Here is a 24,776-nt window from a genome sequence, read left to right as displayed (position 1 = left end):
AGCGACTCTGAGTCACTTAGCTTTAATTAAGTTAAGTCATAGTTAGCATCAGGGGCCCAATGTGTGCCCCTGATTTTTACCTTAATTGGAATCAACCGAGGATTTTAAGAATGGCAACTGTTACTGCTGCTCTAGTAAAAGAACTTCGCGAGCGCACAGCCGCTGGCATGATGGAATGTAAAAAAGCGCTTGTTGCAGCTGATGGCGATATTGAGCTAGCAATTGAAAACATGCGTAAAAGTGGCGCAGCGAAAGCAGCTAAAAAAGCTGGTAACGTTGCAGCTGAAGGCGCGATCATCATCAAAGATGCTGACGGCGTTGCAGTTATCCTAGAAGTAAACTGCCAAACTGACTTCGTTGCTAAAGATGCAGGTTTCCTAGCGTTTGCTGACGAAGTTGCAACTGCTGCTCTAGCTGAAAAACTAGACATCGAAGCTCTTCAAGCTAAGTTCGAAGAGACTCGTATCGCACTTATCACTAAAATCGGTGAGAACATCAACATCCGTCGCGTACAGTACGCTGAAGGCGCTGCACTTGCTACTTACCGTCACGGTGAGAAAATCGGTGTTGTTGTTGCTGGTGAAGGCGATGCTGAAACACTTAAGCACATTGCTATGCACGTTGCTGCTTCACGTCCTGAGTTCGTTAACCCAGAAGACGTACCAGCAGACGTAGTTGCTAAAGAGAAAGCGGTTCAAGTTGAAATCGCAATGAACGAAGGCAAGCCTCAAGAAATCGCAGAGAAGATGGTTGTTGGCCGTATGAAGAAATTCACGGGTGAAGTATCTCTAACTGGTCAGGCTTTCGTAATGGAACCTAAGAAAACTGTTGGCGAAATTCTTAAAGAGAAAGGCGCTACAGTAACTAACTTCGTACGTTTAGAAGTTGGTGAAGGTATCGAGAAAGCAGAAGAAATGAGCTTCGCTGACGAAGTGGCTGCGGTACAAAAAGGTTAATCCTTAATGTATTGAGTTCAAAAAGACCGTAGCTAAGGCTGCGGTCTTTTTATGAATAGAAAACAAAAAATTAGCAGTGATGAATGAAGGTTCAAGTACGAAGTACTAAATGCTAAACGCGAAGTGCCCCTACTTAGCTTTTAGAACCTCTATCCATGACTGTTAATCAACAACTCTTATTTGAAAGGTAAACGCCATGACTACGAATCCTAAACCCGTATATCAACGTATCCTGCTTAAACTTAGCGGTGAAGCGCTTCAAGGCGATGAAGGCTTTGGTATTGACCCAACCACTCTGGAGCGTATGGCTCAAGAGATCAAAGAGTTAGTTGAGCTGGGTGTTGAAGTTGGTGTGGTAATTGGCGGTGGTAACTTGTTCCGTGGTGCCGGTCTTGCTGAAGCGGGTATGAACCGCGTTGTTGGTGACCACATGGGTATGCTAGCAACAGTAATGAACGGCCTAGCAATGCGTGATGCGTTGCACCGTGCATACGTAAACGCTCGTGTAATGTCAGCAATTCAACTGAAAGGTGTTTGTGACGATTACAATTGGGCTGATGCAATCCGTGAGCTTCGTCAAGGTCGTGTTGTTATCTTCTCTGCTGGTACTGGTAACCCATTCTTCACAACAGATTCAGCGGCATGTCTACGTGGTATTGAAATTGAAGCTGACGTAGTTCTCAAAGCGACAAAAGTTGATGGCGTATATAATGCTGACCCAGTAGCAAACCCTGATGCAGAGTTGTATGATAAGCTTCACTATAACGTTGTTCTTGAAAAAGAATTAAAAGTCATGGATCTGGCTGCGTTCACTCTAGCGCGTGATCACAAAATGCCAATCCGTGTATTTAACATGAATAAGCCAGGCGCACTGCGTCGTGTGGTAATGGGTGAAACTGAAGGTACACTTATCAGCGACGCTGAATAAGCCCATCAAGTTTACGCATTCTCTAAGATAAGTAATAAGGTGACATTGTGATTAATGAAATCAAAAAAGACGCACAAGAGCGCATGGAAAAAAGCGTAGAAGCACTGAGAAATAGCCTGCTAAAGATTCGTACAGGTCGTGCTCACCCAAGCTTACTTTCTGGTCTAACTGTTGAGTATTACGGTGCTCCAACTCCTCTTAACCAAGTAGCGAACGTGGTTGCAGAAGATGCACGTACACTGGCTATTACGGTTTTTGACCGTGAACTGACTCCTCTTATTGAAAAAGCTATCTTGATGTCTGACCTGGGTCTAAACCCAATGTCTGCAGGTACTGTTATCCGCGTACCTCTTCCACCGCTAACAGAAGAGCGTCGTAAAGACCTTGTTAAAATTGTACGTGGTGAAGCTGAAGGTGGCCGTGTTGCTATTCGTAACATCCGTCGTGACGCAAATGGCGATCTTAAAGGTCTTTTAAAAGACAAAGAGATCTCTGAAGATGACGACCGCAGAGGTCAAGACGAAATCCAGAAGCTAACGGATGCTGCGGTTAAGAGCGTTGATGACGTTTTAGCAACCAAAGAAAAAGAGCTAATGGAAGTATAAAGCTGATTTTGTTTATGTCGATTTTTCGTTAAATTGAAGCATAAACAAGCAGTTGTTACACTTTTATGTTGTAAAGCGCTGTGTGGTTAGCACAGTGCTTTTTTTATATGGTATTATCTCACCCCATTTTAATCATTTAATTCACTATGCCGAACACTCAAGCCATTTCAGACGCACTTCCTAAACATATCGCAATCATCATGGATGGTAATGGACGTTGGGCAAAAGCTCAGGGGAAACCACGTGTTTTTGGTCATAAAGCGGGTGTTAGTGCTGTACGTAAAACGATCTCTGCTGGAACTCGTTTGGGTATTAAAGCGATCACATTATTTGCTTTTAGTAGTGAAAACTGGCGTCGACCAGAAGATGAAGTGAATTTATTGATGGAACTGTTTATCACGGTTTTATCGAAAGAAGTAAAACGCCTACACAAGAACAACCTGCAACTTCGTATTATTGGCGATACCACTCGCTTTAGTTCTCGTTTACAGAAAAAAATCGCAGAAGCAGAAGCGTTGACGGGCAATAATACAGGGATGGTACTTAATGTAGCGGCTAATTACGGTGGCAAGTGGGATATCGCTCAGGCGGTAAAGAAAATTGCTGCTGAAGCCGCAACTGGCGATCTCATTGTTGATGATATTGATGAAGACCTGATCACAAGCTACCTTGCGATGGCTGACATTCCTGAAGTTGACTTGATGATACGAACGAGCGGTGAACGCCGCATCAGTAACTTTATTTTGTGGCAGATGGCCTACGCAGAAATGTATTTTACCGAGCAATATTGGCCCGACTTCAATGAAGACAGTTTGGCAGAAGCTGTTGCTTGGTTTGTAAGTAGAGAGCGACGTTTTGGTTGCACCGGTGAGCAAATCACCGAATTGATGACAGAATAACAAAGAAAAGGACTCGTCGGCTTGAAACAAAGAATTATTACCGCGCTGATCTTAGCGCCACTGGTTGTGTTAGGCATTTTTGAATTATCAATGCCGCTTTTTATCGCTGCAATCGCAGTGGTGACCATGATCGGCTTCTGGGAATGGACTCAATTTGTAAAGCATAACTCGCGTGTGATGGCGTTGATTCCAGCGGCCGTCATCATGGCGGTAACTTTGGTTGTCCTACCGTTTGAACCTCAACTTTTAGCCCCGCTGCCAGCAACACACTTTGCTATTTTAGCTATTGGTTCTATATGGTGGGTTGTCGCAAGCTTGCTGGCTATCACGTATCCTAAATCGGTCGGAATGTGGCAAAACTCAAACCTGTTACGTAACGTATTTGGCTGGTTAACGCTCATCCCATTCTTTACCAGCATCATTTTGCTAAGAGCCGAAGGCGCAGGCGTTGATGAGTATTACGGCGGAAAGCTGGTTCTATTTGTTTGCTTCTTAGTCTGGTCTGCCGATAGTGGCGCCTATTTCGCGGGTAAAACCTTTGGTAAGACTAAAATGGCGCCGCATGTCAGCCCAAATAAAACCATTGAAGGTTTGGTCGGCGGTATCGTGGCTGCCTTGATCGTTGGCTGGGGCGCAGCCGAATGGTTTGAACTACAATTTGAAAGCTGGGTAACAATGGCATGGATTGCACTGGTTACTGTCATCATTTCAGTACTTGGTGATTTGGTTGAAAGTATGTTCAAACGAGTCTCTGGTATTAAAGACAGCAGTAATATCATTCCTGGACACGGCGGAGTGCTAGACCGGATCGACAGTTTAACCGCCGCATTTCCCGTCTTTACCTTGCTTTATTTCATTTTCTAATACAGTTAAAAAGACAAGGAAACTTGTCTTTTTACATACTGAAACGGTCATAATTGAATGAAAAATTTAACCATTCTAGGTGCAACAGGCTCTATAGGCACAAGCACCTTAAAGGTCGTAGAACAAAACCGCGATCAATTTACTGTGTTTGCTTTAGCGGCAGGTACTAATGTTGATAGCATGGCTTTGTTATGCGCAAAATGGCAACCTAGCTTTGCTGTTATGGCCAATGCTGAAGCGGCCGTTCAATTACGAAATACCATTTCGGTCCTTAGCCCTAATACTCAGGTTCTTTCTGGAGAAGACGGCATGTGCGCTGTCGCCTCTATGGATGAAGTTGATATGGTGATGGCTGCAATTGTCGGTGCAGCTGGTTTAATACCGACCATGGCGGCGGTACAGGCGGGCAAACGAGTGCTGCTAGCGAACAAAGAAGCGTTAGTGATGTCCGGTCAGCTGTTTATCGATGCGGTTGAAAAATACGGTGCGGAACTCTTACCGGTAGACAGCGAGCACAATGCTATTTTTCAGTGCTTGCCGCAGAGTATTCAAACCAAGATGGGGCACTGTGATTTAGAACAGCACGGTGTATCTTCAATTTTACTGACCGGTTCTGGTGGTCCTTTCCGCTACTCCGACGTATCAACCTTGTCGTCAGTGACTCCTGAACAAGCAATCGCACATCCTAATTGGTCTATGGGCCCCAAAATATCAGTAGACTCAGCCACAATGATGAATAAAGGGTTGGAGTTCATTGAAGCTAAATGGTTATTTAATGCTTCTCAAGAGCAGCTGAAAGTCATCATTCACCCTCAATCTGTGATCCACTCTATGGTGCAATACAAAGATGGTTCAGTACTTGCGCAGATGGGCCAACCAGATATGGCAACGCCAATCGCTCTGACTATGTCTTACCCAGAACGAGTTAATGCCGGTGTTGCACCACTAGATTTTACCAAAGTGGGTGAACTTACCTTTCTTGAACCTGATTATTCCCGTTATCCATGCTTAAAGCTGGCGATCGATGCGTGTTACGAAGGGCAACATGCTACAACGGGGCTGAACGCAGCCAATGAAATTGCCGTTGACGCATTTTTGCGAAAGCAGATTAGATTTACCGACATTGCCAGCATCAACGAGCAAGTCTTGAATAAACTGTGTGGACAACAGCCGTTAGCGTTGGATAACTTGGAAAGCTTACTAGAGCAAGATAAAATGGCACGTAGCTACGCAAACGAATACATTACAGAGCGAACACTATGACAGACATACTGTGGAATTTAGCGTCATTCATCGTTGCACTGGGTGTACTGGTAGCCGTGCATGAATTTGGTCACTTTTGGGTGGCACGAAAGTGCGGCGTGCAAGTGCTTAAGTTTTCTATCGGCTTTGGTAAATCTCTTTGGTCTAAAACTGGTAAAGATGGCACGGAATACAGCATTGCGATTATCCCATTAGGGGGTTACGTTAAAATGCTCGACGGCCGTGTTGATGACATAACAGAGCAAGAAAAATCGCAGGCGTTTAACCATAAAAAATTATGGCAACGAGCCGCTATTATTAGTGCGGGTCCTGTGTTCAACTTTGTGTTTGCACTGTTTGCTTATTGGGTCGTATTTCTTATTGGTGTGCCTGCGGTTAAGCCAGTAATTGGCCAAGTAACGCCTCATTCTATTGTCGCACAAGCCGGAATTGAAACTGGAATGGAACTAAAAGCCGTTTCAGGAATCAAAACCGCAGATTGGGAATCAGTTAACATGCAGCTGATTTCCCATATTGGTGACGATCTGATGACCTTAACGGTGACATCTGACGACGCAATAGGTGTAGAGCAAGTTAAGAAAGTAGACATTCGTGATTGGAGCTTTGACCCAGAAAAAGAATCGCCGATGTCGACACTGGGTTTTGTACCATTTAGACCGGAAGTATCGACTACTTTAGCCCACATTGGTGAAGGTGGTGCAGCGGAGAAAGCGGGTTTGCAAGTGGGTGATGTTATCCTGGCTGCAAATGGCAACAAAATTACTGATTGGCAGCAAATGGTTGAAGTCATTCGAAGCAATGCGAATACGCCAGTTTCGGTAACCGTTGATAGAGTGGGTCAAACAGTGAAACTTGAGCTTATCCCTGATTCGAAACAAGTATCAGATGGAAAGTCGATCGGTTTTGCTGGTATTGCTCCGGAAGTCGCAGAATGGCCTGAAAATTATCGCTTTGAATTGAAATATGGTGTATTTGAATCCATTGGTAAAGCGGTAGATAAAACTGGACAAATTATTTCACTAACATTCAGTATGCTAAAAAAGCTGGTTGTTGGTGATGTAGGTATAGAAAACCTAAGTGGCCCAATTTCGATTGCGAAAGGAGCGGGTGCTACGGCAGATTACGGCTTGGTTTATTTTTTAAGCTTTATGGCCTTAATCAGCGTTAACTTAGGCATTATTAATTTATTACCATTACCGGTTCTAGATGGCGGGCACCTGTTGTTCTTAGCCATTGAAGCGGTAATACGACGACCTGTACCAGAAGCGGTTCAGGAAGTGGGCTACCGTATTGGTGGGGCCATCATAATGTCCCTTATGGTAGTTGCGTTATTTAACGATTTTACGCGCCTGTGATATCAGCTGATTGATATAGCAAACTGGCATTAAAAGAAGTAGCAAGGAATAATCAGAATAGATATGGCGATCAAGCATTTACTACTTACCTCTCTACTGCTTAGCAGCACAATGGTAAATGGTGCAGAGAAATTTGTTGTTCAAGACATCAAAATCGAAGGTCTTCAGCGTGTCGCATTAGGTGCTGCATTGTTAAAAATGCCTATCCGTATTGGTGACACAGTCGAACAGCAAGATGTATCCAAAATTATTAAAGCCTTATACGAATCCGGTAACTTTGAAGATATTCAAGTACTGCGAGACGGGGATGTGCTTGTTATAGAAGTAAAGGAGCGCCCAACCATTGCGAGCGTTTCTTTTTCGGGTAACAAGGCAATAAAAGAAGAACAATTGCAAACAAGCTTAGATGCGTCAGGCATCCGTGTTGGTGAAGCGCTGGATCGCACATCGCTTAGCAACATAGAAAAAGGCTTAGAAGATTTTTACTACAGTGTGGGTAAATACAACGCTGAAGTAAAAGCTGTTGTGACGCCTTTACCTCGTAATCGTTCTGATCTTAAATTTGTATTTACGGAAGGGGTATCGGCTAAAATTCAGCAGATCAACTTCCTAGGTAATACGGTTTTTGCTGATGATGAGTTACGCTCACGCTTTAATCTCAACGTCGATGTGCCGTGGTGGAATTTCCTAGCTGATGAGAAGTATCAAAAGCAAGTTTTGGCTGGCGATATTGAAACTCTGCGCTCATTCTACTTGAACCAAGGTTACTTGAAATTCCAAGTAACGAATACTCAAGTGTCTATTTCTCCGGATAAAAAAGGCGTGTACATTGCGCTAACGATCGATGAAGGGAAACCTTATTCAATCGATACAGTTGATTTTCGTGGTGAGTTGATTGGCAAAGAAGATGAATTTAAGCAGATGCTTACCTTTAAACAAGGTGATATCTATGATGGTTCAGCCGTAACCAGCTTAGAAGAGAGCGTTAAGCGCGTTCTTGGCGAGGCAGGCTACGCATATCCACAAGTTCGTACTATCCCTGAGTTTGATGATGAAAATCAAACGGTGTCATTGGTTATCAATGTTGAAGCTGGAAAACGAATTTACGTTCGTGATATCCGATTCGTCGGTAACAATTCAACTAAAGATGAAGTTTTGCGCCGTGAAATGCGTCAAATGGAAGGCAGTTGGTTGAACTCTAAATCGATCGATACCGGTAAAAGCCGTCTTAATCGCTTAGGTTTCTTTGAGAAAGTAGACGTACAAACTGTACGTGTTGCAGGCTCTGACGATCAGGTTGATCTTGTTTATAACGTAAAAGAGGCCAACTCTGGCAGCGTAAACTTTGGTGTTGGCTACGGTACTGAGTCTGGTATTAGTTTCCAAGTGGGCTTGCAGCAAGATAACTTTGCAGGTACGGGTAACCGTGTAGGCGTTAGTGCCTCTACCAATAAATACCGTAAAAACGTCAGTCTAGAATACCGAGACCCATACTGGAACCTTGATGGTGTGAGTTTAGGTGGTAAGGTTTTCTACAACCAATTTGAAGCATCAGAAGCTGGCATTGTCGACTATACCAATGAAAGCTATGGTACAAGACTGACATGGGGTTTCCCGTTTAATGAATTGAACTTTTTCGAATTCGGTGTGGGTTATACTCACAACAAAATCTCTAATCTTGACCCATACGCTCAAATTGAGAAGTTCTTACAAGTACAAAGAGAGGCCGGCAACGTAACCGATAATAGCTTACTAGTTAACGACTTCGATTTTTCGTTGAACTGGACTCGTAACAACTTGAACAAAGGTTTCTTCCCGACAGCCGGTAATCATCAATCTGCATTCTACAAAATGACCGTACCTGGCTCTGACGTTCAGTACTTCAAAATGCAGTACGATGTTAAGCAGTATTTCCCGTTAACGGAAAAACACGAGTTTGCTTTGTTATTGCGTGGTCGCTTAGGTTACGGTAATGGTTATGGTAAATCAGGTGACAACGATAACTTGTTCCCGTTTTATGAAAACTACTACGCGGGTGGCTTTACCACTCTACGTGGTTTCCGTTCTAACTCAGCGGGCCCGAAAGCGGTGTACGATGAAAACCCGTCAGGTGGTAACAACTCGCAATATACCGCGACAGATAAGTCGGTTGGTGGTAATGCAGTAGCTTTGGCGAGTATGGAAGTGATTTTCCCTACGCCATTTGCATCGGATGAAGTGCGTAGCCAAATTCGTACCAGTTTGTTTGTGGATGTGGCCAGTGTTTGGGATACTGAGTTTAAATACCTCGATCCAGATACCGGTGTGTCTTCGGGTCAGCAATATTATTACGATTATTCCGATCCACGAAATTACCGAGCCTCTATAGGTACCGCAATTCAGTGGATGTCACCAATGGGTCCTTTGGTTTTCTCATTGGCAACCCCAATTAAACAATTCGAGGGTGATAACACAGAAGTGTTCACATTCACCATCGGTCAAACGTTCTAAGTTAGGAGAGAATTTTGAAAAACATCGTTAAAGCAGCAGGCCTAAGCCTAGTAGTATTAAGCAGCTCATTCTTTGCACAAGCAGCAGAAGCCGCTCAGAAAGTTGGTTACGTGAATACTGCACAAATATTCCAAGCTCTCCCACAGCGTGAAGCGGTACAAAAGAAGCTTCAAGCTGAATTTAAAGACAAAGGTGCTGAACTAAAAGCATTAGAAGCTAAAATCAAAACCAAAGTAGAGCAAGCGCGTCGTGACGGCGAATTACTTGGTGACGAAGGTATGCGTAATCTGCAAATCCAAATCGCTGGTTTGGAAGCAGAGTACAAAATCAAAGGTCAATCGCTTGAGAAACTAGGCGCTAGACGTGAAAATGAAGAGAAACAAAAGCTGTTTAAACTGATCCAAAAAGCGATCGGTCAAGTAGCAGAAAAAGAAGGTTACGACATCATTGTTGATGCAAGCGCACTTCAGTACGCAAAGCCTGACTTGGATCTTTCTGAAAAAGTGATTAAAGAACTAAAATAAGTTTATGACGACATTATCCCTTGCTCAAGTAGCTAACATTGCGGGTGGTCAGCTTCATGGAGATAGCGATATAGCTGTCTCCGGTTTTGCTGCATTGGAAAAAGCTGGCTCAGGTCAGTTGGCTTTTTTATCGAACCCTAAGTTCCGTAAAACGCTTCCAGACTGCAAAGCCAGTGCAGTATTGGTTAGAGAGTCTGACCTCGAATTTTGCACCGGCAACGCCATTGTGGTCGCTGACCCGTATGTTGCGTACGCGAAGATCGCTCAAGCGTTAGATTCAACCCCACAACCTGCTCATGATATTGCGCCAAGCGCGGTTGTCTCAAGTGATGCAGTGATTGGCATTGACGTCGCGATTGGTGCAAATGCTGTGATTGAGTCTGGAGCTGTTATCGCAGAAGGTGCCTGCATTGGTGCGGGCTGCTTTATAGGTAAGCAAGCAAAGATTGGTGCTCGCACTAAGTTATGGTCAAACGTTAGCGTCTACCACGACGTTGAAATTGGCGAAGACTGCTTGATACAAGCAAATGCTGTAATTGGTTCTGATGGCTTTGGTAACGCTAACGACAAAGGCGAGTGGATTAAAATCCCTCAAGTTGGTTCTGTTAAGGTGGGTAACCGAGTAGAGATCGGAGCATGTACCACCATTGACCGTGGTACACTTGACGATACCGTCATTGAAGATAATGTTGTATTAGACAACCAGATTCAAATTGCCCATAACGTGCATGTTGGCTACGGCTGCGCAATGGCCGGAGCCGTCATTGTTGCTGGCAGTACACACATCGGTAAATATTGCTTCTTTGGTGGTGGTGCTGTTGTTAATGGTCACATCACAATCGTAGACCAAGTCACCGTGACTGGCATGTCGATGGTGATGCGCGATATTACCGAAAAAGGCGTGTACTCCTCTGGTGTTCCAGTTCAGCCGAATAAAGAATGGCGTAAAATGGTGCCTAGAGTTCATAAAATTGCAGAAATTGATCGCCGCTTAAAAGCGTGTGAAAAGCGCGACAGCTAATCTGCCCCAACTCTTAATGGCCTGCAGTTTGCGGGCCTTAGTTTGTCTAGAAAGGCACACTATCTAGAATACATAAATAGGAATATGACTTTGACTACTGAAACGAAAACGATGAATATCACGGAGATCCAAGAACTTCTTCCACATCGCTATCCTTTCCTAATGATCGATCGCGTAACGGACTTCGAAGAAGGCAAATACTTGGTTGGTCTAAAGAACGTATCTGTTAACGAACCTCAGTTTACGGGTCACTTTCCAAAGCTTCCTGTTTTTCCTGGTGTACTTATTCTTGAAGCAATGGCACAAGCGACGGGCTTGCTTGCTTTCCGTACCTTTGGTGCGCCTGCTGAGAACGAACTGTACTACTTCGCAAGTATTGATAAAGCGAAATTCCGTAAGCCAGTTATGCCTGGTGATCAATTGGTTATCGAAGTGGAGTTCATTAAAGAACGTCGTGGCATTGCACTGTTCAATGGTGTTGCAAAAGTCGACGGTGAAGTAGTGTGTTCTGCAGAACTAAAATGTGCACGTCGAGAGTTTTAATATGATCCATGAAACGGCTCAAATTCATCCTTCTGCGGTTATTGAGGGCAATGTAAAGATTGGTGCTAACACAACCGTTGGTCCTTTTACTTACATTTCTGGCGATGTTGAGATTGGTGAAAACAACGAGATCATGTCTCACGTTGTGATCAAAGGTCCAAGTAAAATCGGCAACGAAAACCGCATCTTCTCTTTTGCTATTATTGGTGAAGAGTGCCAAGACAAGAAATTCAGCGGTGAAGATACATCGTTGATTGTTGGCGACCGTAATATTATTCGTGAAAGCGTGCAGATGCACCGCGGTACAGTTCAAGACAAGGGCACCACTATTGTCGGCAGCGATAACCTATTTTGTGTTAACGCCCATATTGCTCACGACTGTGTGGTAGGTGATAACGTTATTCTTGGTAACAACGCAACCTTAGCCGGTCACGTAACTATCGAAGACTTTGTGATTTTGACTGCGCTTTCTCCGGTTCATCAGTTTTGTACCTTAGGTGCTCATTGCTTTGTCGGTGGTGGCTCTATTGTTGTTCAAGACGTTCCACCATTTGTGATGGCACAAGGTAACCACTGTAAGCCATTCGGTATTAATATCGAGGGTATGAAGCGCCGTGGCTTTACCAAAGATGAAATCAAAGCGGTACGTCGTGCATACAAAAAACTATACCGTGAAAGCTTAACGCTTGAAGAAGCGAAAATCGAAATTGCAACTGAGCCTGAAGAGTACGCCGTTGTGAAGCAGTTCCTAGAGTTCTTGGGTAAAACGCAGCGTGGCATTATTCGCTAACCTTTTTGCTCGTTCGGAATGATGTAAAGATCGCCACTCACATGGCGATCTTTTTGTGTTTTTAGGTAAGGTGTATACGATGACGACAAAGCGACCATTAAGAATCGGCATTATTGCAGGGGAACTCTCTGGCGATACGCTGGGTGAGGGATTTATCCGAGCCATCAAAAAACGCTACCCTGACACTGAGTTCGTGGGGATTGGTGGGCCGAAGATGATCGCTGAAGGCTGTCAGTCACTCTTCGAAATGGAAGAATTGGCCGTTATGGGCTTGGTTGAAGTCTTAGGGCGCTTACCAAGGCTATTGAAAGTGAAAGCGGCGCTTGTTAAAGAGTTTACTCAAAATCCACCGGACGTGTTTATCGGTATAGATGCCCCGGATTTTAATTTGCGTGTTGAGTTAGACTTGAAAAAAGCGGGCATAAAAACTGTGCATTATGTCAGCCCGTCCGTGTGGGCATGGCGGCCAAAACGTATTTTCAAAATAGACAAGGCAACCGACTTAGTTTTGGCTTTCCTTCCGTTTGAAAAAGCATTTTATGACAAATACCAAGTCGCATGCGAGTTCGTGGGTCATACACTTGCCGACGCCATTCCGATGGAATCGGATCAATTGGCAGCACGAAAACTCCTGAACCTAGAACAAAGTAAAAAGTGGTTAGCGGTACTGCCAGGCAGTCGTGGCGGAGAAGTGGGGCTTATTTCACAACCCTTTATCGAAACGTGCCAAAAACTCAACCAGCAACACCCAGACATTGGCTTTGTCGTTGCTGCGGTAAATGAAAAGCGCAAACAACAGTTTGAACAAATTTGGCAGCAATATGCGCCAGAATTGGACTTTACCATTGTGCAAGATACCGCTCGTAACGTCATTACGGCATCCGATGCGGTTCTACTGGCATCGGGCACAGTAACGTTGGAATGCATGTTGCTCAAAAGGCCTATGGTGGTGGGTTACAAAGTGAATAAACTCACGGGATGGATTGTACAAAAGTTGGCGATTACTAGGCACGTTGCCTTGCCTAACATTATGGCGGGTAGGGAGTTAGTAAGAGAGTTTATCTTAGACGATTGCAACGCCGACAACCTATACCCACCGCTAGAGCACGCCTTGTTTGGTGACAATAGTGCATTAATTGAAGAGTTCAATGAAATGCATCAATGGATAAGAAAAGATGCCGACACACAAGCGGCCGCTGCAGTACTCAATTTGATTGGAAAATAACATGACTAACATCGCTCCAAAAACTAAGAAGCCAGTGAAGGAACTACCCCCATTTGAATACCCGCAAGGCTATCAGTTGATTGCTGGTGTCGATGAGGTTGGGCGTGGGCCATTAGTGGGTGATGTCGTCACCGCAGCCGTTATCTTAGATCCTAATAATCCGATTGAAGGCTTGAACGATTCTAAAAAACTGTCTGAAAAAAAACGACTAGCTCTTTTTCCTGAGATCAAAGAAAAAGCATTGGCTTGGTCTGTGGGTAGATGTTCGCCAGAAGAAATCGATCAATTTAATATTCTACAAGCGACAATGGTTGCGATGCAACGTGCCATTGCTGGTTTAGAAACTCAGCCAGACTTAGCGCTTATTGATGGGAATCGCGTCCCAGATATTCCAATGGCTGGGCTGGCGGTTGTCAAAGGCGATTTGCGAGTTGCCGAAATCAGTGCAGCGTCGATCACCGCCAAAGTAGTGCGTGATGCCGAAATGGATGAACTTGATAAAGAGTATCCGCAGTTTGGATTTGCGAAGCATAAAGGCTACCCAACCAAAGCTCATTTTGAAGCGATTGAACAACATGGTGTGATTGCTGAGCACCGTAAAAGTTTTAAACCAGTAAAACGAGCGTTAGGGCTTGAGTAAGTACTGAAGTACTAGAGGCGAGGTACTAAAAGCGAAGTAAAAGAGCGAAAGTGCAAAGCTAAAATCAGCACATCGCTTTCAATCTAGCTTTTATTCTATATCCTTTAGCACTTAGCACTTAGCACTTAGCACTTAGCACTTATCCTTTAACTTAGGACCGTTACATGTCTGACCCTAAATTTATTCATCTACGAATCCACAGCGACTTCTCAATGGTGGATGGCCTTTCTAAAGTGCCACCTATTGTGAAGAAAGTAGCAGAATATGGAATGCCAGCAATGGCGCTGACAGACTTTACCAACCTCTGTGGTTTGGTGAAGTTCTACAATACGGCGACGAATTGCGGTATCAAGCCGATCATTGGTGCAGACTTTACCATGCAATCTGCCGAATTTGGCGATGAGTTGACCAAACTAACGGTGCTAGCTACTGATAACAAAGGTTACAACAATCTAACCTTGTTGATTTCTGAGGCTTACCAGCGTGGGCATGTTTTACACCAACCTGTCATTGATAAAGAGTGGTTGGTAAACCATAACGAAGGTTTGATTATTTTATCGGGTGGACGTGTTGGTGAGATTGGGCGAGCGTTATTAAAAGGCAATCACAGCTTAGTTGAAGAATGTGTTGCGTTTTATCAGCAGTACTTCCCTGATCGTTTTTACTTAGAATTAACCAGAACGGGTCGTGCCGACGAAGAGAGCTACTTACACTTTGCGTTAGATTTGGCCGAAAAGACAGATTTGCCTGTTGTCGCCACAAACGAAGTGGTATTCCTAAATGAAGAACAATTTGATGCCCATGAGATTCGTGTAGCGATCCATGATGGCTTCACCATGGTCGATCCTCGCAGACCAAAAAACTACAGCGCTCAGCAGTACTTGCGTACTGAAGAGGAAATGTGTGAGCTTTTTGCAGATATTCCAGAAGCGCTACAAAACAGCGTCGAGATAGCTAAGCGTTGTAACGTTACCGTCCGTTTAAACGAGTACTTTTTGCCTAACTTTCCAACGGAAGGTATGGCGATTGAAGATTTCTTGGTGAAAAAATCAGAAGAGGGATTAGAGCGCCGTTTAGCATTCTTGTTCCCTGACGAAGAAGTGCGTTTACAGCGTCGCCCTGAATACGACGAACGCCTTAAAATAGAGCTCGATGTTGTCAACAAAATGGGCTTTCCGGGTTACTTCCTTATCGTAATGGAGTTCATCCAGTGGTCTAAAGATAACGATGTGCCAGTAGGGCCTGGCCGTGGTTCTGGTGCCGGTTCCTTAGTGGCATACGCCCTGGACATCACAGACTTAGATCCTCTGGAATATGACTTACTGTTCGAACGTTTCTTGAACCCAGAACGTGTCTCCATGCCCGATTTCGATATCGATTTCTGTATGGACAAGCGAGATCAGGTTATTGACCACGTCGCAGAAATGTATGGCAGAGATGCGGTATCTCAGATCATTACCTTTGGTACCATGGCGGCGAAAGCGGTTATTCGTGATGTTGGCCGTGTGCTGGGGCACCCGTACGGATTTGTCGATCGTATTTCCAAGTTGGTTCCGCCTGAGCCGGGCATGACCCTTGAAAAAGCCTTTAAAGCAGAACCTCAGCTGCCTGAAATTTACGAAGCCGATGAAGAAGTTCGTGCGCTTATCGATATGTGCCGCATCTTGGAGGGCTGTACTCGTAACGCAGGTAAGCATGCTGGTGGCGTCGTAATTTCGCCAACCACTATTACAGACTTTGCTCCGATATATTGCGATGCCGACGGTAACTTCCCGGTTACCCAGTTTGATAAAAACGATGTTGAAACCGCAGGCTTGGTTAAATTCGATTTCTTGGGTCTACGTACCTTAACCATCATCGACTGGGCTTTAGGTTTAGTTAACCCGAGATTGAAGCGCGAGGGTAAAGAAGCGGTTCGAATTGACTCCATTCCGCTCGACGACCAAGCATCCTTTAACTTACTACAGAATTCAGAAACAACGGCGGTATTCCAGCTCGAATCCCGCGGTATGAAAGATTTGATCAAGCGCCTTCAACCCGATAGCTTCGAAGATATTATCGCATTGGTTGCCTTGTTCCGTCCGGGGCCTTTGCAATCGGGCATGGTAGATAACTTCATCGACCGAAAACACGGACGAGAAGCGGTTTCTTACCCGGATGAAAAGTGGCAACACGAAACGCTTAAAGAAACGTTAGAGCCGACATACGGCATTATCTTGTATCAAGAGCAAGTAATGCAAATCGCCCAAATATTGGCTGGTTATACGCTTGGTGGGGCGGACATGCTTCGTCGTGCAATGGGTAAGAAAAAACCAGAAGAAATGGCGAAACAGCGTACTATCTTCGAAGAAGGCGCCATAGCAAATGGTGTTGATGGCGAACTCGCCATGAAGATCTTCGATTTAGTAGAAAAATTCGCAGGGTATGGTTTTAATAAATCGCACTCCGCCGCTTACGCACTGGTTTCTTACCAGACTCTGTGGTTAAAAACGCATTATCCTGCAGAGTTCATGGCGGCAGTAATGACGGCCGATATGGATAACACAGAAAAAGTCATCGGCTTGGTTGATGAATGCATCAGAATGAAGCTCAAAGTGCTGCCGCCTGATATCAATGCCGGTTTATATCGCTTCAACGTTGATGAAACCGGTGCCGTTGTTTATGGTATTGGTGCAATCAAAGGGGTGGGTGAAGGGCCAATTGAAAACATCATTGCCGCACGCGACAAAGGTGGTTATTTTAAAGACCTATTTGATTTTTGTGCTCGTGTTGATATTAAGAAAGTGAACAAACGCGTTATCGAAAAACTGATTTACGCAGGAGCACTTGATAGACTCGGTCCTCACCGCGCCGCAATGATGGCGTCGCTGAATGATGCGGTAAAAGCCGCTAGCCAACACCATCAGGCAGAAGCGTTTGGCCAGTCGGATATGTTTGGTGTATTAACCGATGCGCCGGAAGAAGTCGAACAAAAATACACACAAGTGCCGCCGTGGCCGGAAAAGGTTTGGTTAGAAGGCGAAAGGGATACATTAGGCCTGTATCTTACTGGTCATCCCATTAATGCGCATTTAAAGGAACTTGCTAAGTATACCAGTTGTCGACTTAATGATGCTCAGCCAACGCGAAGAGATCAATCGCTCACCATTGCAGGTTTGGTGATAGCCGCCAGAGTAATGACAACTAAGCGAGGAACTCGCATAGGATTGATGACATTAGACGATCGTTCAGGTCGAATGGAAGTCATGCTATTCTCTGATGCGTTAGAAAAGTATGCTGAACTTCTTGAAAAAGATAAAATTTTGGTCATTTCCGGACAGGTCAGCTTTGATGACTTTAACGGTGGCCTTAAAATGTCGGCGCGAGATGTCATGGATCTTGGAAATGCCCGTGAAAAATACGCACGAGCGTTGTCCGTATCTATTTTAGAAGAACAAATAGATAACCAATTTTTTGAGCGTTTTAGTCAAATACTAGAGCCTCATCGAGCGGGTACCGTACCAGTCAATGTCTACTACCAACGCCAAGATGCCCGTGCGCGGCTTGCTCTTGGTGTAGAGTGGCGAGTAACGCCAAACGATACATTGATCGACGAATTAAAGCAGCTGCTTGGCCAAGGTCAGGTAGAACTGGAATTTAACTAAAGACCTGTCGCTAATAATGCGAGGGTAGATAAAAGGATTCATAGATGAGCCCGAATTTTCTTGAGTTTGAGAAGCCAATTGCAGAACTAGAAGCAAAGATCGAAGCCCTACGTGATGTATCACGTCACGGTGGTGATGCTGCTGTCGATCTCGATAAAGAGATCAAGCAACTTGAAGATAAAAGCTTAGAGCTTAAAAAGAAAATCTTCAGCGATCTTGGTGCTTGGCAAGTTGCTCAACTCGCACGTCACCCTCAGCGCCCGTATACTTTGGATTACGTTGAAAACGTTTTTACTGAGTTTGATGAGCTAAAGGGCGATCGCGCTTTTGCTGATGATAAAGCGATTGTTGGCGGTATGGCTCGTTTAGAAGGCCGTCCAGTGATGATCATCGGTCACCAAAAAGGCCGTGAAACAAAAGAAAAAGTATTACGTAACTTTGGCATGCCAAAACCTGAGGGTTACCGTAAAGCGCTACGTCTAATGAAAATGGCTGAGCGTTTTAAGATGCCAATCATTACCTTTATCGATACTGCCGGTGCATACCCTGGTGTTGGTGCAGAAGAGCGTGGTCAATCTGAAGCGATTGCAACCAACCTAAAAGAGATGTCTAGTCTAACCGTTCCAGTTATTTGTAACGTTGTTGGTGAAGGTGGCTCTGGTGGTGCATTGGCCATTGGCGTGGGCGATTACGTTAACATGCTTCAGTACTCTACATATTCAGTAATCTCCCCTGAGGGTTGTGCTTCTATCTTATGGCGTGATTCAGACAAAGCGCCACAAGCGGCAGAAGCGATGGGCTTGATTGCTCCTCGCCTTAAAGAGCTTGAGTTGATTGATGAAATCATTGAAGAGCCACTCGGTGGTGCTCACCGTGACAAGATTGCCGTTGCAGCAAATATGAAAGCAACGCTACTAAAACAACTGGAAGATTTAGAGCAACTTGATGAAGAAACATTGCTTGAACGTCGTTTCCAACGTTTGATGAGCTACGGTTACTGTTAACCGAACGGTACGAATAGGATATGATTAAGCGAGCATTATGCTCGCTTTTTTTATCTCTGAGGTTTTTGTGCTTTATTCTGCTTTTTCGCAAGCTCTACATAACCATCGGCAAAGTAATAGCCGAGTGATCTTAGCCTTAAGTGGTGGAGTCGATTCTCGTGTTCTGCTTGATTTGCTCATTCGGTATCGCGTAGAGAACCCGCAAGTAGAATGCTGTGCTGTTCATATCCATCATGGCTTAAGCCCGAATGCAGATTTGTGGCTAGAACGTTGCAAGCAGTGGTGCAGTCGGTCAGGCATGCCTTTTTTTAGTCACCGAGTGGACTTGGAGCAGCGAGGCAGTGAGAGTATCGAAGAGGTCGCGCGTGAGGCGAGGTATCATGCTTTGCGTTCCCATGTGACTGATGGAGACTTGTTGATTACTGGGCAGCACAGTGGTGACCAACTTGAAACTTTCCTATTGGCGCTTAAACGGGGCAGCGGGCCTAAAGGTTTATCGAGTATGGCGCAGGTCATGCCCTTTTTTGATGGTTTCTTGCTTCGGCCGCTATTAACGCAGTCGCGCCAAAACATTGAAAGTTACGCTCATAGCAATCAGTTAAGCTGGAATGAAGACGAGAGTAACCAAGACCAACGCTACGATAGAAATTTTCTCCGTCATGCTGTCTTACCCCAATTAACTCAACGCTGGCCGACTATTGAAGCGTCGGTTCAACGCAGTGCCGAGTTATGTGCCGAGCAGCAACTATTGCTCCACGAACTGCTGAGCGAGAAGCTAGAAGCTTGCCTCCATAGTGATGGCAGCCTGCAGGTCACTGCGCTGTCTACCCAGTCTGATATTGCGCGTAATCAGCTTATCAGAATGTGGTTAGAGCGGCAGGATGCTCGAATGCCAAGTCGAAAGCAGTTGGAACTTATTTGGCATGAAGTGGCACTAAGCCAGCCAGACGCTAACCCCAAATTAATGATGAAAACTGGGGAAATACGCCGTTTTCAGTCGCGTTTATATTGGGTTGATGCTTATCAAGACCTTTCATTGTGGAAGCAGCCTTTAACACTGAATCAAGCCTGTATGCTTCCTGATAGCTTAGGGCAACTTGTGTTGCGTAAAGCTGGGGCAGAAGCGAAGTTCATGTTGAGAGCACCGCTCGTGGGCGAAAATATTTGGGTGCACTTCGAACCGGAGGGAATGTCGGCGCAGCCGATGGGCAGGGATCGTAGCCGAAAAATGAAAAAACTGTTTCAGGAGTACGGCGTTCCAAGTTGGCTGCGTAAAAGACAGCCTATTTTAATGTATGGTGAGACCATCGCTGCAGTAGGGAACCTTTTTGTTACACGTCACTGTTCTGGACAAGAATGTGAGCTAATTTGGTATAAGTAGTCACATTGTGTGTCACAATCACCTAATAATTCTACCGATAATGGAATAGGTGAAGTGATGAAGAAAGTAGTAATGGGTCTGGTCATTGGTTTGGCTTTTATGAGCGGTTCAACATTAGCAGCCGGTGATGTGGCTGCGGGTAAAGCCAAAGCCGCGGTTTGTGCAGCTTGCCATGGTGCTGACGGCATTGCCATCATTCCTGGTTATCCCAACCTTAAAGGCCAGAACGAAAAGTACTTAGTCGACTCCATGAAAGCATACAAAGCGAAGCAGCGTAATGGCGGTTTGGCTGTAGTGATGCAAATGCAGGCTGCGATGTTAAGTGATGCGGACATGGAAAACTTAGCCGCGTACTTCGCTAGCCTTAAGTAGAAAAGAATGAATTGGGTCTATCACAAGCGAACATCGCTTGTGATAGACCGTATTCTTTGGTTACATTTTCTAACGATGAGAGTTTTGATAATTAAGTGATACTCTTCTACAGTGAGTAAAAGAGCAGAGAAATTGAACAACTCTTGGATGGGGTTGTCCTACCATAATTAGGCTGTGAGCCTATCTAGATTCATTCAGATCCAACAAGGAGTGTTGCTATGAATGTCGATTATTCTTTTTCCCAGCGATTATCATTTGATCGAGTGATGGCGATTATCGTTGCTGGATATCTTATCTCGCATTTTCACTTTTTTGTGCAAGCACTTGCACTGACGAGCTTACGCTTGATCCCGGCTGTTATTATGTTGATCACTTTGATCAGCGGTGTTGTTGCATTAGTCGGATTATATAAAAAGGAAACATGGGGTTATATACCGGTTTTATTTTTCATTCCAGCTCTGACGCTGTTCTCTGGGGTACTTAACCTAGGAACAGGAGGTGAAGAGTTGATCAAAAATACAGCCATATTACTGATAAACATCAGTGCATTTTTGTTTTGTGCGTGGTGTTTAATGCAAAAAATGGACGCCACTTGATTGGCTATTGCGTTGATATCAGTAATAATAAGGAAAACTGATAGGTTAAGGGATTACAATGAAAAAAATTGAAGCCATCATTAAGCCATTTAAGCTTGATGATGTACGAGAAGCGCTTGCGGAAGTTGGCATTACAGGCATGACGGTATCTGAAGTTAAAGGTTTTGGTCGTCAAAAGGGCCACACAGAGCTTTATCGTGGTGCAGAGTACATGGTCGACTTTTTGCCAAAAGTGAAGCTAGAGATAGTCGTTACCGATGAAGTGGCTGATCAATGCGTTGATACCATCATTGAAACCGCTCAAACGGGTAAAATTGGCGACGGTAAGATTTTCATCACCAGCGTTGAGCGCGTTGTGCGTATCCGTACTGGTGAAGAAGACGAAGACGCTATCTAGTCTTTGGTTTTTGAATCATAAATATTCGAATACCAATACACAGCAATATGACTATTGTGGGTTAAGCTGTGTTTAGAGTTGAATCTATATGAAGGAGCGAAAGCTCCTTTTTTATGTGGGCAAAGAAATGAAAAAACGACTTCTTGTTGCTTTAGGCTTGGCAGTAGCAGCGGTGCCACTTGCGTATTATTTGATATTTTCTGTGCCATCAAACCCCCAATTGATCTCCTTTGAAGCGAACCAAAGCCAAGAAGAGCAGGTCTGTTATCAAGGGGAATCCAATAAAATCATTGATGAAAAAGGCAAGCTTTCGGTCCTCGTTTGGAATATTTACAAACAGAATCGAGACAATTGGCAACAAGAACTAGAGGTGTTTTCAGATAACTCTCAACTTATCTTATTGCAAGAAGCCAGTTTAGATGCGGGCTTTATCGGTTGGCTAAAAACGCAACATTGGGCCAGTAATCATGTCAGTGCTTTCCGAGCGTTTGAAACCAGCGCTGGTGTGTTGAACCTAGCGACCGAGATGCCAAGTAAAGCGTGCGCATTCATTCAGAAAGAACCTTGGCTTCGTTTGCCCAAATCTGGGCTCTACGCGACGTACGAGCTTTCAAATGGCCAAAGCATAGCAGTGATCAATATTCATGCGATTAACTTTACAGTGGGTACGGTAGAGTTCAAAGAGCAACTGGTGGCGCTGAGAAATGCGGTCGACAAACATCAGGGGCCAATGATCATCGCAGGAGACTTTAATACTTGGAGTGAAGAGAGAACAGAAACGCTGGAGAACCTAATGGATTCACTATCAATGGAAGAAGTGACGTTTTCACCAGATCATCGCACGCAGTTCATCACTGGCTTAGTTCTAGACCATATTTACTATCGAGGTTTAGTGCTAGAAACAGCAGAGGCACCTATTACCGATGCCTCCGATCATAATCCTTTGCTCGCGACGTTTAGCTTACAAGAAGAATGATAGCCCAGCAAAGGAAGTAACCAACCCATGGTAGGGCTGAGATAACCAATGCTTGGCCTTTTTCAATGGTGCTTAGCGCCCCAAGAGCGGCGTAGCCTAATACGATGTACCATGGCATCAATAGCGGGAATGATCTTGCAAACGTAGACCACTCACTTGTCAGCGGTAACTTAAGCAGTCCGTTCAGGCTATTAAGATCGGCGGCATACGACATGACTTGGCCGTGTTTAAGCAGTACGCTAACGTAACTGGCAAAGTCCCCAATAATTGCTGGAAATAAGATAACGCTAGAGACAGCAAACCATTTCCAATAGCTTATTTGAACTTGGCTGCCTTGAGTTGCTAACTTGAACCAAAATGCCAGCAGTAAGATCGTAAACGAGCGTCCTGCAATATTCCGAATGACTTCCGTCGCTAGCATCGTATTCGCATCAATCAGTTTTATTTGATCTGGTGCCACTTCCGACATTTGAATGACTAGCTCGGCTTTTAACCAAGCAAAGTTAACCAAATCGAAATAGCTTCCCCAAAATGCAAATGGGCTGAGGATCAAGATTAAGTAAGGCCACCAGCCCCACATACCTCGTTGATATAAAGCGGCAAAACAAGCTGTTGGTGCTCGAAATATATCGAGCAGCATAGCGAAAGGGTTACTTGAAGGGGTCATACACTTACCTTGGTGACATCGACGTACAGCTTGATTTTTTGTCCGGGCTGTAAGTACTTAGATTTTGTTAGTGAGTTCCATTTCACGATGTCATTGCTTCTAACTTTAAACTTGGAAGCAATACCGCTGATGGTGTCGCCAGAACGAACTGAGTAGAATACGGTACGAATAATGGCACCCTCATTGGAGTTTTTCCAAATAACCAAATCTTGGCCAATTCGTAATGTATCTTTGGGTCCCATGCCGTTCCATTTAGCCAGCGATTGATGGGAAACTTTGTTGTTCTTAGCGATCGACCAGAGGCTATCACCACTTTTCACTGTATGGGTAAATTTGTACTTACCTCGTGAGCGAGATTGGGTTTTTGCTAATCGGTTGTCGGCACTTAGCGCATAAGTTGCGTCATTTTTCGTCGATGTTGGGATCATCAGGTGTTGCCCAACACGGATGTTGTTATTGCTAAGTCCGTTTGCCGCTTGGATCACTTTGGTGGTGGTGTTGTACTTATTGGCAAGCACACTCAAGCTATCACCAGACTGAACTTTGTAGCGCACTAATTTAAGGCCTTTGCCCTTGTTATGGCTAACTTCAGTGTTAAATTTCTCGATGGTTTCAATCGGCAGCAATAAGTGTTGCGGTCCATCTGGGGAGGTAGCCCACTGATTGTATGCCGGGTTGTAGCCTTGAAGTTCTTTAACCGAAATACCAGCATATTGCGCGGCGATAGCGAGATCCAATTGTTCTTTTGGATCAACCGTTGCTAGTACGGGCTTATTAGCAATCGGCGGTATGCTCACACCGTATTTTTCTTGGTTAGCGAGAATGTCGGCCAGAGCAAGTAATTTAGGCACGTAGCCGCTGGTTTCTTTTGGCAAAGATAGTGAGAAGAAGTCGATAGGCTTATTGGCTTTTTTGTTGGCACGGATGGCACTATTTACACGACCGCCGCCACTGTTGTACGCGGCAATTGCGTGATCCCAATTACCATCAAATCGTTTATTCAATGATTCCAAAAAGGTCAGGGCGGCGTCGGTCGCCGCAGCCACATCACGACGGCCGTCGTACCAGTAGTTTTGATCTAACCCGTAAGCTTTGCCGGTTGCTGGAACAAATTGCCACAGACCTGCGGCACTGCCATGAGAGTAGGCAAACGGGTCAAACGAGCTTTCTACGATAGGTAACAACGCCAATTCTAACGGTAAACCACGTTGCTCAATTTTTTCGGTGATCAAGTATAAAAATGGTTCAGCTCTTTGCGATACCGTTTTTAAATGGTTTGGGTGCTTGATGTACCAAGTACGGTAGTAGTCCACGGTTTTATGATCAGGAATAGGCATCTCTAGCTGCATTGCGATACGTTGCCATACATCTTCTTGCGTTTGTGGAGTCACAACAGGAACAGGCTTTGATTGTGCAGTAGACGCGCTAGGTTTACTTACCTTAGCGATAGACGAGGATTCCGTTGAAGGTGTATTCGTCTCGGAGTTTTGAGTCGTGGAGGGATCTTGTTGGGTGAGTTGGCAGCCTGTTAGCGCAAGTGCTAACACCCAACTGTACTGTACTCTCATTGTTCCAGCCTTTTTAATTAACGGCTGAAGATAATACTTGCCATTCATTACGAGTGACAAGTAAGAAA

At 44.7% G+C, this 24,776-nt stretch carries 23 protein-coding genes; 21 read left to right on the top strand and 2 right to left on the bottom strand.

The annotated features are described in order from the left end of the window. Positions 1-110 precede the first annotated feature (110 nt). The 21 genes from tsf (at position 111) to QWZ04_RS20525 (ending at position 22,473) form a co-directional block, all read left to right on the top strand. Positions 111-956 carry a translation elongation factor Ts gene (gene tsf / locus QWZ04_RS20625; protein WP_290330135.1) on the top strand — a complete coding sequence of 282 codons (846 nt, stop codon included), beginning with the start codon at positions 111-113 and terminating at the stop codon, positions 954-956. Between the two features lie 196 nt (positions 957-1,152). Beyond that, positions 1,153-1,884: a UMP kinase gene (gene pyrH / locus QWZ04_RS20620; protein ID WP_102522831.1), complete on the top strand. Its 732-nt coding sequence runs from the start codon at positions 1,153-1,155 to the stop codon at positions 1,882-1,884. 47 nt (positions 1,885-1,931) lie between these two features. Then, positions 1,932-2,489 carry a ribosome recycling factor gene (gene frr, locus QWZ04_RS20615; RefSeq protein WP_290330134.1) on the top strand — a complete coding sequence of 186 codons (558 nt, stop codon included), beginning with the start codon at positions 1,932-1,934 and terminating at the stop codon, positions 2,487-2,489. A gap of 146 nt (positions 2,490-2,635) precedes the next feature. Continuing rightward, positions 2,636-3,388, top strand: coding sequence for an undecaprenyl pyrophosphate synthase (gene uppS, locus QWZ04_RS20610; protein ID WP_290330133.1), 753 nt, complete (start codon positions 2,636-2,638; stop codon positions 3,386-3,388). 21 nt (positions 3,389-3,409) lie between these two features. Then, a complete protein-coding gene (locus tag QWZ04_RS20605; RefSeq protein ID WP_290330132.1) occupies positions 3,410-4,252 on the top strand; it encodes a phosphatidate cytidylyltransferase in 843 nt (280 codons plus the stop codon). 57 nt (positions 4,253-4,309) lie between these two features. Continuing rightward, complete coding sequence (ispC, locus tag QWZ04_RS20600) at positions 4,310-5,515, top strand: 1-deoxy-D-xylulose-5-phosphate reductoisomerase (protein WP_290330131.1); 1,206 nt, start codon at positions 4,310-4,312, stop codon at positions 5,513-5,515. Beyond that, positions 5,512-6,870, top strand: a complete 1,359-nt coding sequence (gene rseP, locus QWZ04_RS20595) for a sigma E protease regulator RseP (RefSeq protein ID WP_290330129.1) — start codon at positions 5,512-5,514, stop codon at positions 6,868-6,870. The genes ispC and rseP overlap by 4 nt, the downstream gene beginning before the upstream one ends. A 63-nt stretch (positions 6,871-6,933) precedes the next feature. Beyond that, positions 6,934-9,360 (top strand): outer membrane protein assembly factor BamA, encoded by a 2,427-nt coding sequence (gene bamA, locus QWZ04_RS20590; RefSeq protein WP_290330128.1) that lies wholly within the window; start codon positions 6,934-6,936, stop codon positions 9,358-9,360. Positions 9,361-9,374: 14 nt separating this feature from the next. Continuing rightward, positions 9,375-9,884: an OmpH/Skp family outer membrane protein gene (locus tag QWZ04_RS20585; protein WP_290330127.1), complete on the top strand. Its 510-nt coding sequence runs from the start codon at positions 9,375-9,377 to the stop codon at positions 9,882-9,884. A 4-nt stretch (positions 9,885-9,888) separates the two neighbouring features. Then, complete coding sequence (lpxD, locus tag QWZ04_RS20580; RefSeq protein ID WP_290330126.1) at positions 9,889-10,905, top strand: UDP-3-O-(3-hydroxymyristoyl)glucosamine N-acyltransferase; 1,017 nt, start codon at positions 9,889-9,891, stop codon at positions 10,903-10,905. 111 nt (positions 10,906-11,016) lie between these two features. After that, positions 11,017-11,448 carry a 3-hydroxyacyl-ACP dehydratase FabZ gene (gene fabZ, locus QWZ04_RS20575; protein WP_290330145.1) on the top strand — a complete coding sequence of 144 codons (432 nt, stop codon included), beginning with the start codon at positions 11,017-11,019 and terminating at the stop codon, positions 11,446-11,448. Position 11,449: 1 nt separating this feature from the next. Beyond that, positions 11,450-12,238, top strand: a complete 789-nt coding sequence (lpxA, locus tag QWZ04_RS20570; RefSeq protein ID WP_290330125.1) for an acyl-ACP--UDP-N-acetylglucosamine O-acyltransferase — start codon at positions 11,450-11,452, stop codon at positions 12,236-12,238. 79 nt (positions 12,239-12,317) lie between these two features. Next, positions 12,318-13,463 (top strand): lipid-A-disaccharide synthase, encoded by a 1,146-nt coding sequence (lpxB, locus tag QWZ04_RS20565; protein WP_290330124.1) that lies wholly within the window; start codon positions 12,318-12,320, stop codon positions 13,461-13,463. 1 nt (position 13,464) lies between these two features. Beyond that, the gene (rnhB, locus tag QWZ04_RS20560) at positions 13,465-14,103 is read left to right on the top strand and encodes a ribonuclease HII (RefSeq protein WP_290330123.1); all 639 of its coding nucleotides are present in this window, start codon (positions 13,465-13,467) and stop codon (positions 14,101-14,103) included. A 164-nt stretch (positions 14,104-14,267) separates the two neighbouring features. Continuing rightward, complete coding sequence (dnaE, locus tag QWZ04_RS20555) at positions 14,268-17,747, top strand: DNA polymerase III subunit alpha (RefSeq protein WP_290330122.1); 3,480 nt, start codon at positions 14,268-14,270, stop codon at positions 17,745-17,747. A 44-nt stretch (positions 17,748-17,791) separates the two neighbouring features. Next, positions 17,792-18,751, top strand: a complete 960-nt coding sequence (accA, locus tag QWZ04_RS20550; protein WP_290330121.1) for an acetyl-CoA carboxylase carboxyl transferase subunit alpha — start codon at positions 17,792-17,794, stop codon at positions 18,749-18,751. A 37-nt stretch (positions 18,752-18,788) separates the two neighbouring features. Continuing rightward, a complete protein-coding gene (gene tilS, locus QWZ04_RS20545) occupies positions 18,789-20,132 on the top strand; it encodes a tRNA lysidine(34) synthetase TilS (protein WP_290330120.1) in 1,344 nt (447 codons plus the stop codon). Between the two features lie 57 nt (positions 20,133-20,189). Further along, positions 20,190-20,504 (top strand): c-type cytochrome, encoded by a 315-nt coding sequence (locus QWZ04_RS20540; RefSeq protein ID WP_290330119.1) that lies wholly within the window; start codon positions 20,190-20,192, stop codon positions 20,502-20,504. A gap of 218 nt (positions 20,505-20,722) precedes the next feature. Further along, positions 20,723-21,100 (top strand): hypothetical protein, encoded by a 378-nt coding sequence (locus QWZ04_RS20535; protein WP_290330118.1) that lies wholly within the window; start codon positions 20,723-20,725, stop codon positions 21,098-21,100. Positions 21,101-21,158: 58 nt separating this feature from the next. Further along, positions 21,159-21,497 carry a nitrogen regulatory protein P-II gene (gene glnB, locus QWZ04_RS20530; protein ID WP_006711670.1) on the top strand — a complete coding sequence of 113 codons (339 nt, stop codon included), beginning with the start codon at positions 21,159-21,161 and terminating at the stop codon, positions 21,495-21,497. A gap of 127 nt (positions 21,498-21,624) precedes the next feature. Further along, positions 21,625-22,473, top strand: coding sequence for an endonuclease/exonuclease/phosphatase family protein (locus QWZ04_RS20525; RefSeq protein ID WP_290330117.1), 849 nt, complete (start codon positions 21,625-21,627; stop codon positions 22,471-22,473). Here QWZ04_RS20525 and QWZ04_RS20520 read toward each other — a convergent pair. After that, positions 22,454-23,140 carry a YIP1 family protein gene (locus QWZ04_RS20520; RefSeq protein WP_290330116.1) on the bottom strand — a complete coding sequence of 229 codons (687 nt, stop codon included), beginning with the start codon at positions 23,138-23,140 and terminating at the stop codon, positions 22,454-22,456. The genes QWZ04_RS20525 and QWZ04_RS20520 overlap by 20 nt on opposite strands. Continuing rightward, positions 23,137-24,708 (bottom strand): LysM peptidoglycan-binding domain-containing protein, encoded by a 1,572-nt coding sequence (locus tag QWZ04_RS20515; RefSeq protein ID WP_290330115.1) that lies wholly within the window; start codon positions 24,706-24,708, stop codon positions 23,137-23,139. Before QWZ04_RS20515 ends, QWZ04_RS20520 begins: the two co-directional genes overlap by 4 nt. Positions 24,709-24,776 lie beyond the last annotated feature (68 nt).

The sequence above is a fragment of the Vibrio tapetis subsp. quintayensis genome (assembly GCF_030409945.1).
GTDB lineage: Bacteria > Pseudomonadota > Gammaproteobacteria > Enterobacterales > Vibrionaceae > Vibrio > Vibrio quintayensis.
This window is presented reverse-complemented; position numbering and strand designations above follow the sequence as displayed.

Excerpts from the sequence above, each read along its gene's own strand:
- QWZ04_RS20535 (WP_290330118.1), top strand. The coding sequence starts at position 20,723 with ATGAATGTCGATTATTCTTTTTCCCAGCGATTATCATTTGATCGAGTG.
- QWZ04_RS20515 (WP_290330115.1), bottom strand. The coding sequence starts at position 24,708 with ATGAGAGTACAGTACAGTTGGGTGTTAGCACTTGCGCTAACAGGCTGC.
- rnhB (WP_290330123.1), top strand. The coding sequence starts at position 13,465 with ATGACTAACATCGCTCCAAAAACTAAGAAGCCAGTGAAGGAACTACCC.
- QWZ04_RS20520 (WP_290330116.1), bottom strand. The coding sequence starts at position 23,140 with ATGACCCCTTCAAGTAACCCTTTCGCTATGCTGCTCGATATATTTCGA.
- lpxD (WP_290330126.1), top strand. The coding sequence starts at position 9,889 with ATGACGACATTATCCCTTGCTCAAGTAGCTAACATTGCGGGTGGTCAG.
- lpxB (WP_290330124.1), top strand. The coding sequence starts at position 12,318 with ATGACGACAAAGCGACCATTAAGAATCGGCATTATTGCAGGGGAACTC.
- tsf (WP_290330135.1), top strand. The coding sequence starts at position 111 with ATGGCAACTGTTACTGCTGCTCTAGTAAAAGAACTTCGCGAGCGCACA.
- bamA (WP_290330128.1), top strand. The coding sequence starts at position 6,934 with ATGGCGATCAAGCATTTACTACTTACCTCTCTACTGCTTAGCAGCACA.
- uppS (WP_290330133.1), top strand. The coding sequence starts at position 2,636 with ATGCCGAACACTCAAGCCATTTCAGACGCACTTCCTAAACATATCGCA.
- ispC (WP_290330131.1), top strand. The coding sequence starts at position 4,310 with ATGAAAAATTTAACCATTCTAGGTGCAACAGGCTCTATAGGCACAAGC.
- QWZ04_RS20525 (WP_290330117.1), top strand. The coding sequence starts at position 21,625 with ATGAAAAAACGACTTCTTGTTGCTTTAGGCTTGGCAGTAGCAGCGGTG.
- QWZ04_RS20540 (WP_290330119.1), top strand. The coding sequence starts at position 20,190 with ATGAAGAAAGTAGTAATGGGTCTGGTCATTGGTTTGGCTTTTATGAGC.
- pyrH (WP_102522831.1), top strand. The coding sequence starts at position 1,153 with ATGACTACGAATCCTAAACCCGTATATCAACGTATCCTGCTTAAACTT.
- accA (WP_290330121.1), top strand. The coding sequence starts at position 17,792 with ATGAGCCCGAATTTTCTTGAGTTTGAGAAGCCAATTGCAGAACTAGAA.
- glnB (WP_006711670.1), top strand. The coding sequence starts at position 21,159 with ATGAAAAAAATTGAAGCCATCATTAAGCCATTTAAGCTTGATGATGTA.
- tilS (WP_290330120.1), top strand. The coding sequence starts at position 18,789 with ATGCTCGCTTTTTTTATCTCTGAGGTTTTTGTGCTTTATTCTGCTTTT.
- rseP (WP_290330129.1), top strand. The coding sequence starts at position 5,512 with ATGACAGACATACTGTGGAATTTAGCGTCATTCATCGTTGCACTGGGT.
- dnaE (WP_290330122.1), top strand. The coding sequence starts at position 14,268 with ATGTCTGACCCTAAATTTATTCATCTACGAATCCACAGCGACTTCTCA.
- lpxA (WP_290330125.1), top strand. The coding sequence starts at position 11,450 with ATGATCCATGAAACGGCTCAAATTCATCCTTCTGCGGTTATTGAGGGC.
- fabZ (WP_290330145.1), top strand. The coding sequence starts at position 11,017 with ATGAATATCACGGAGATCCAAGAACTTCTTCCACATCGCTATCCTTTC.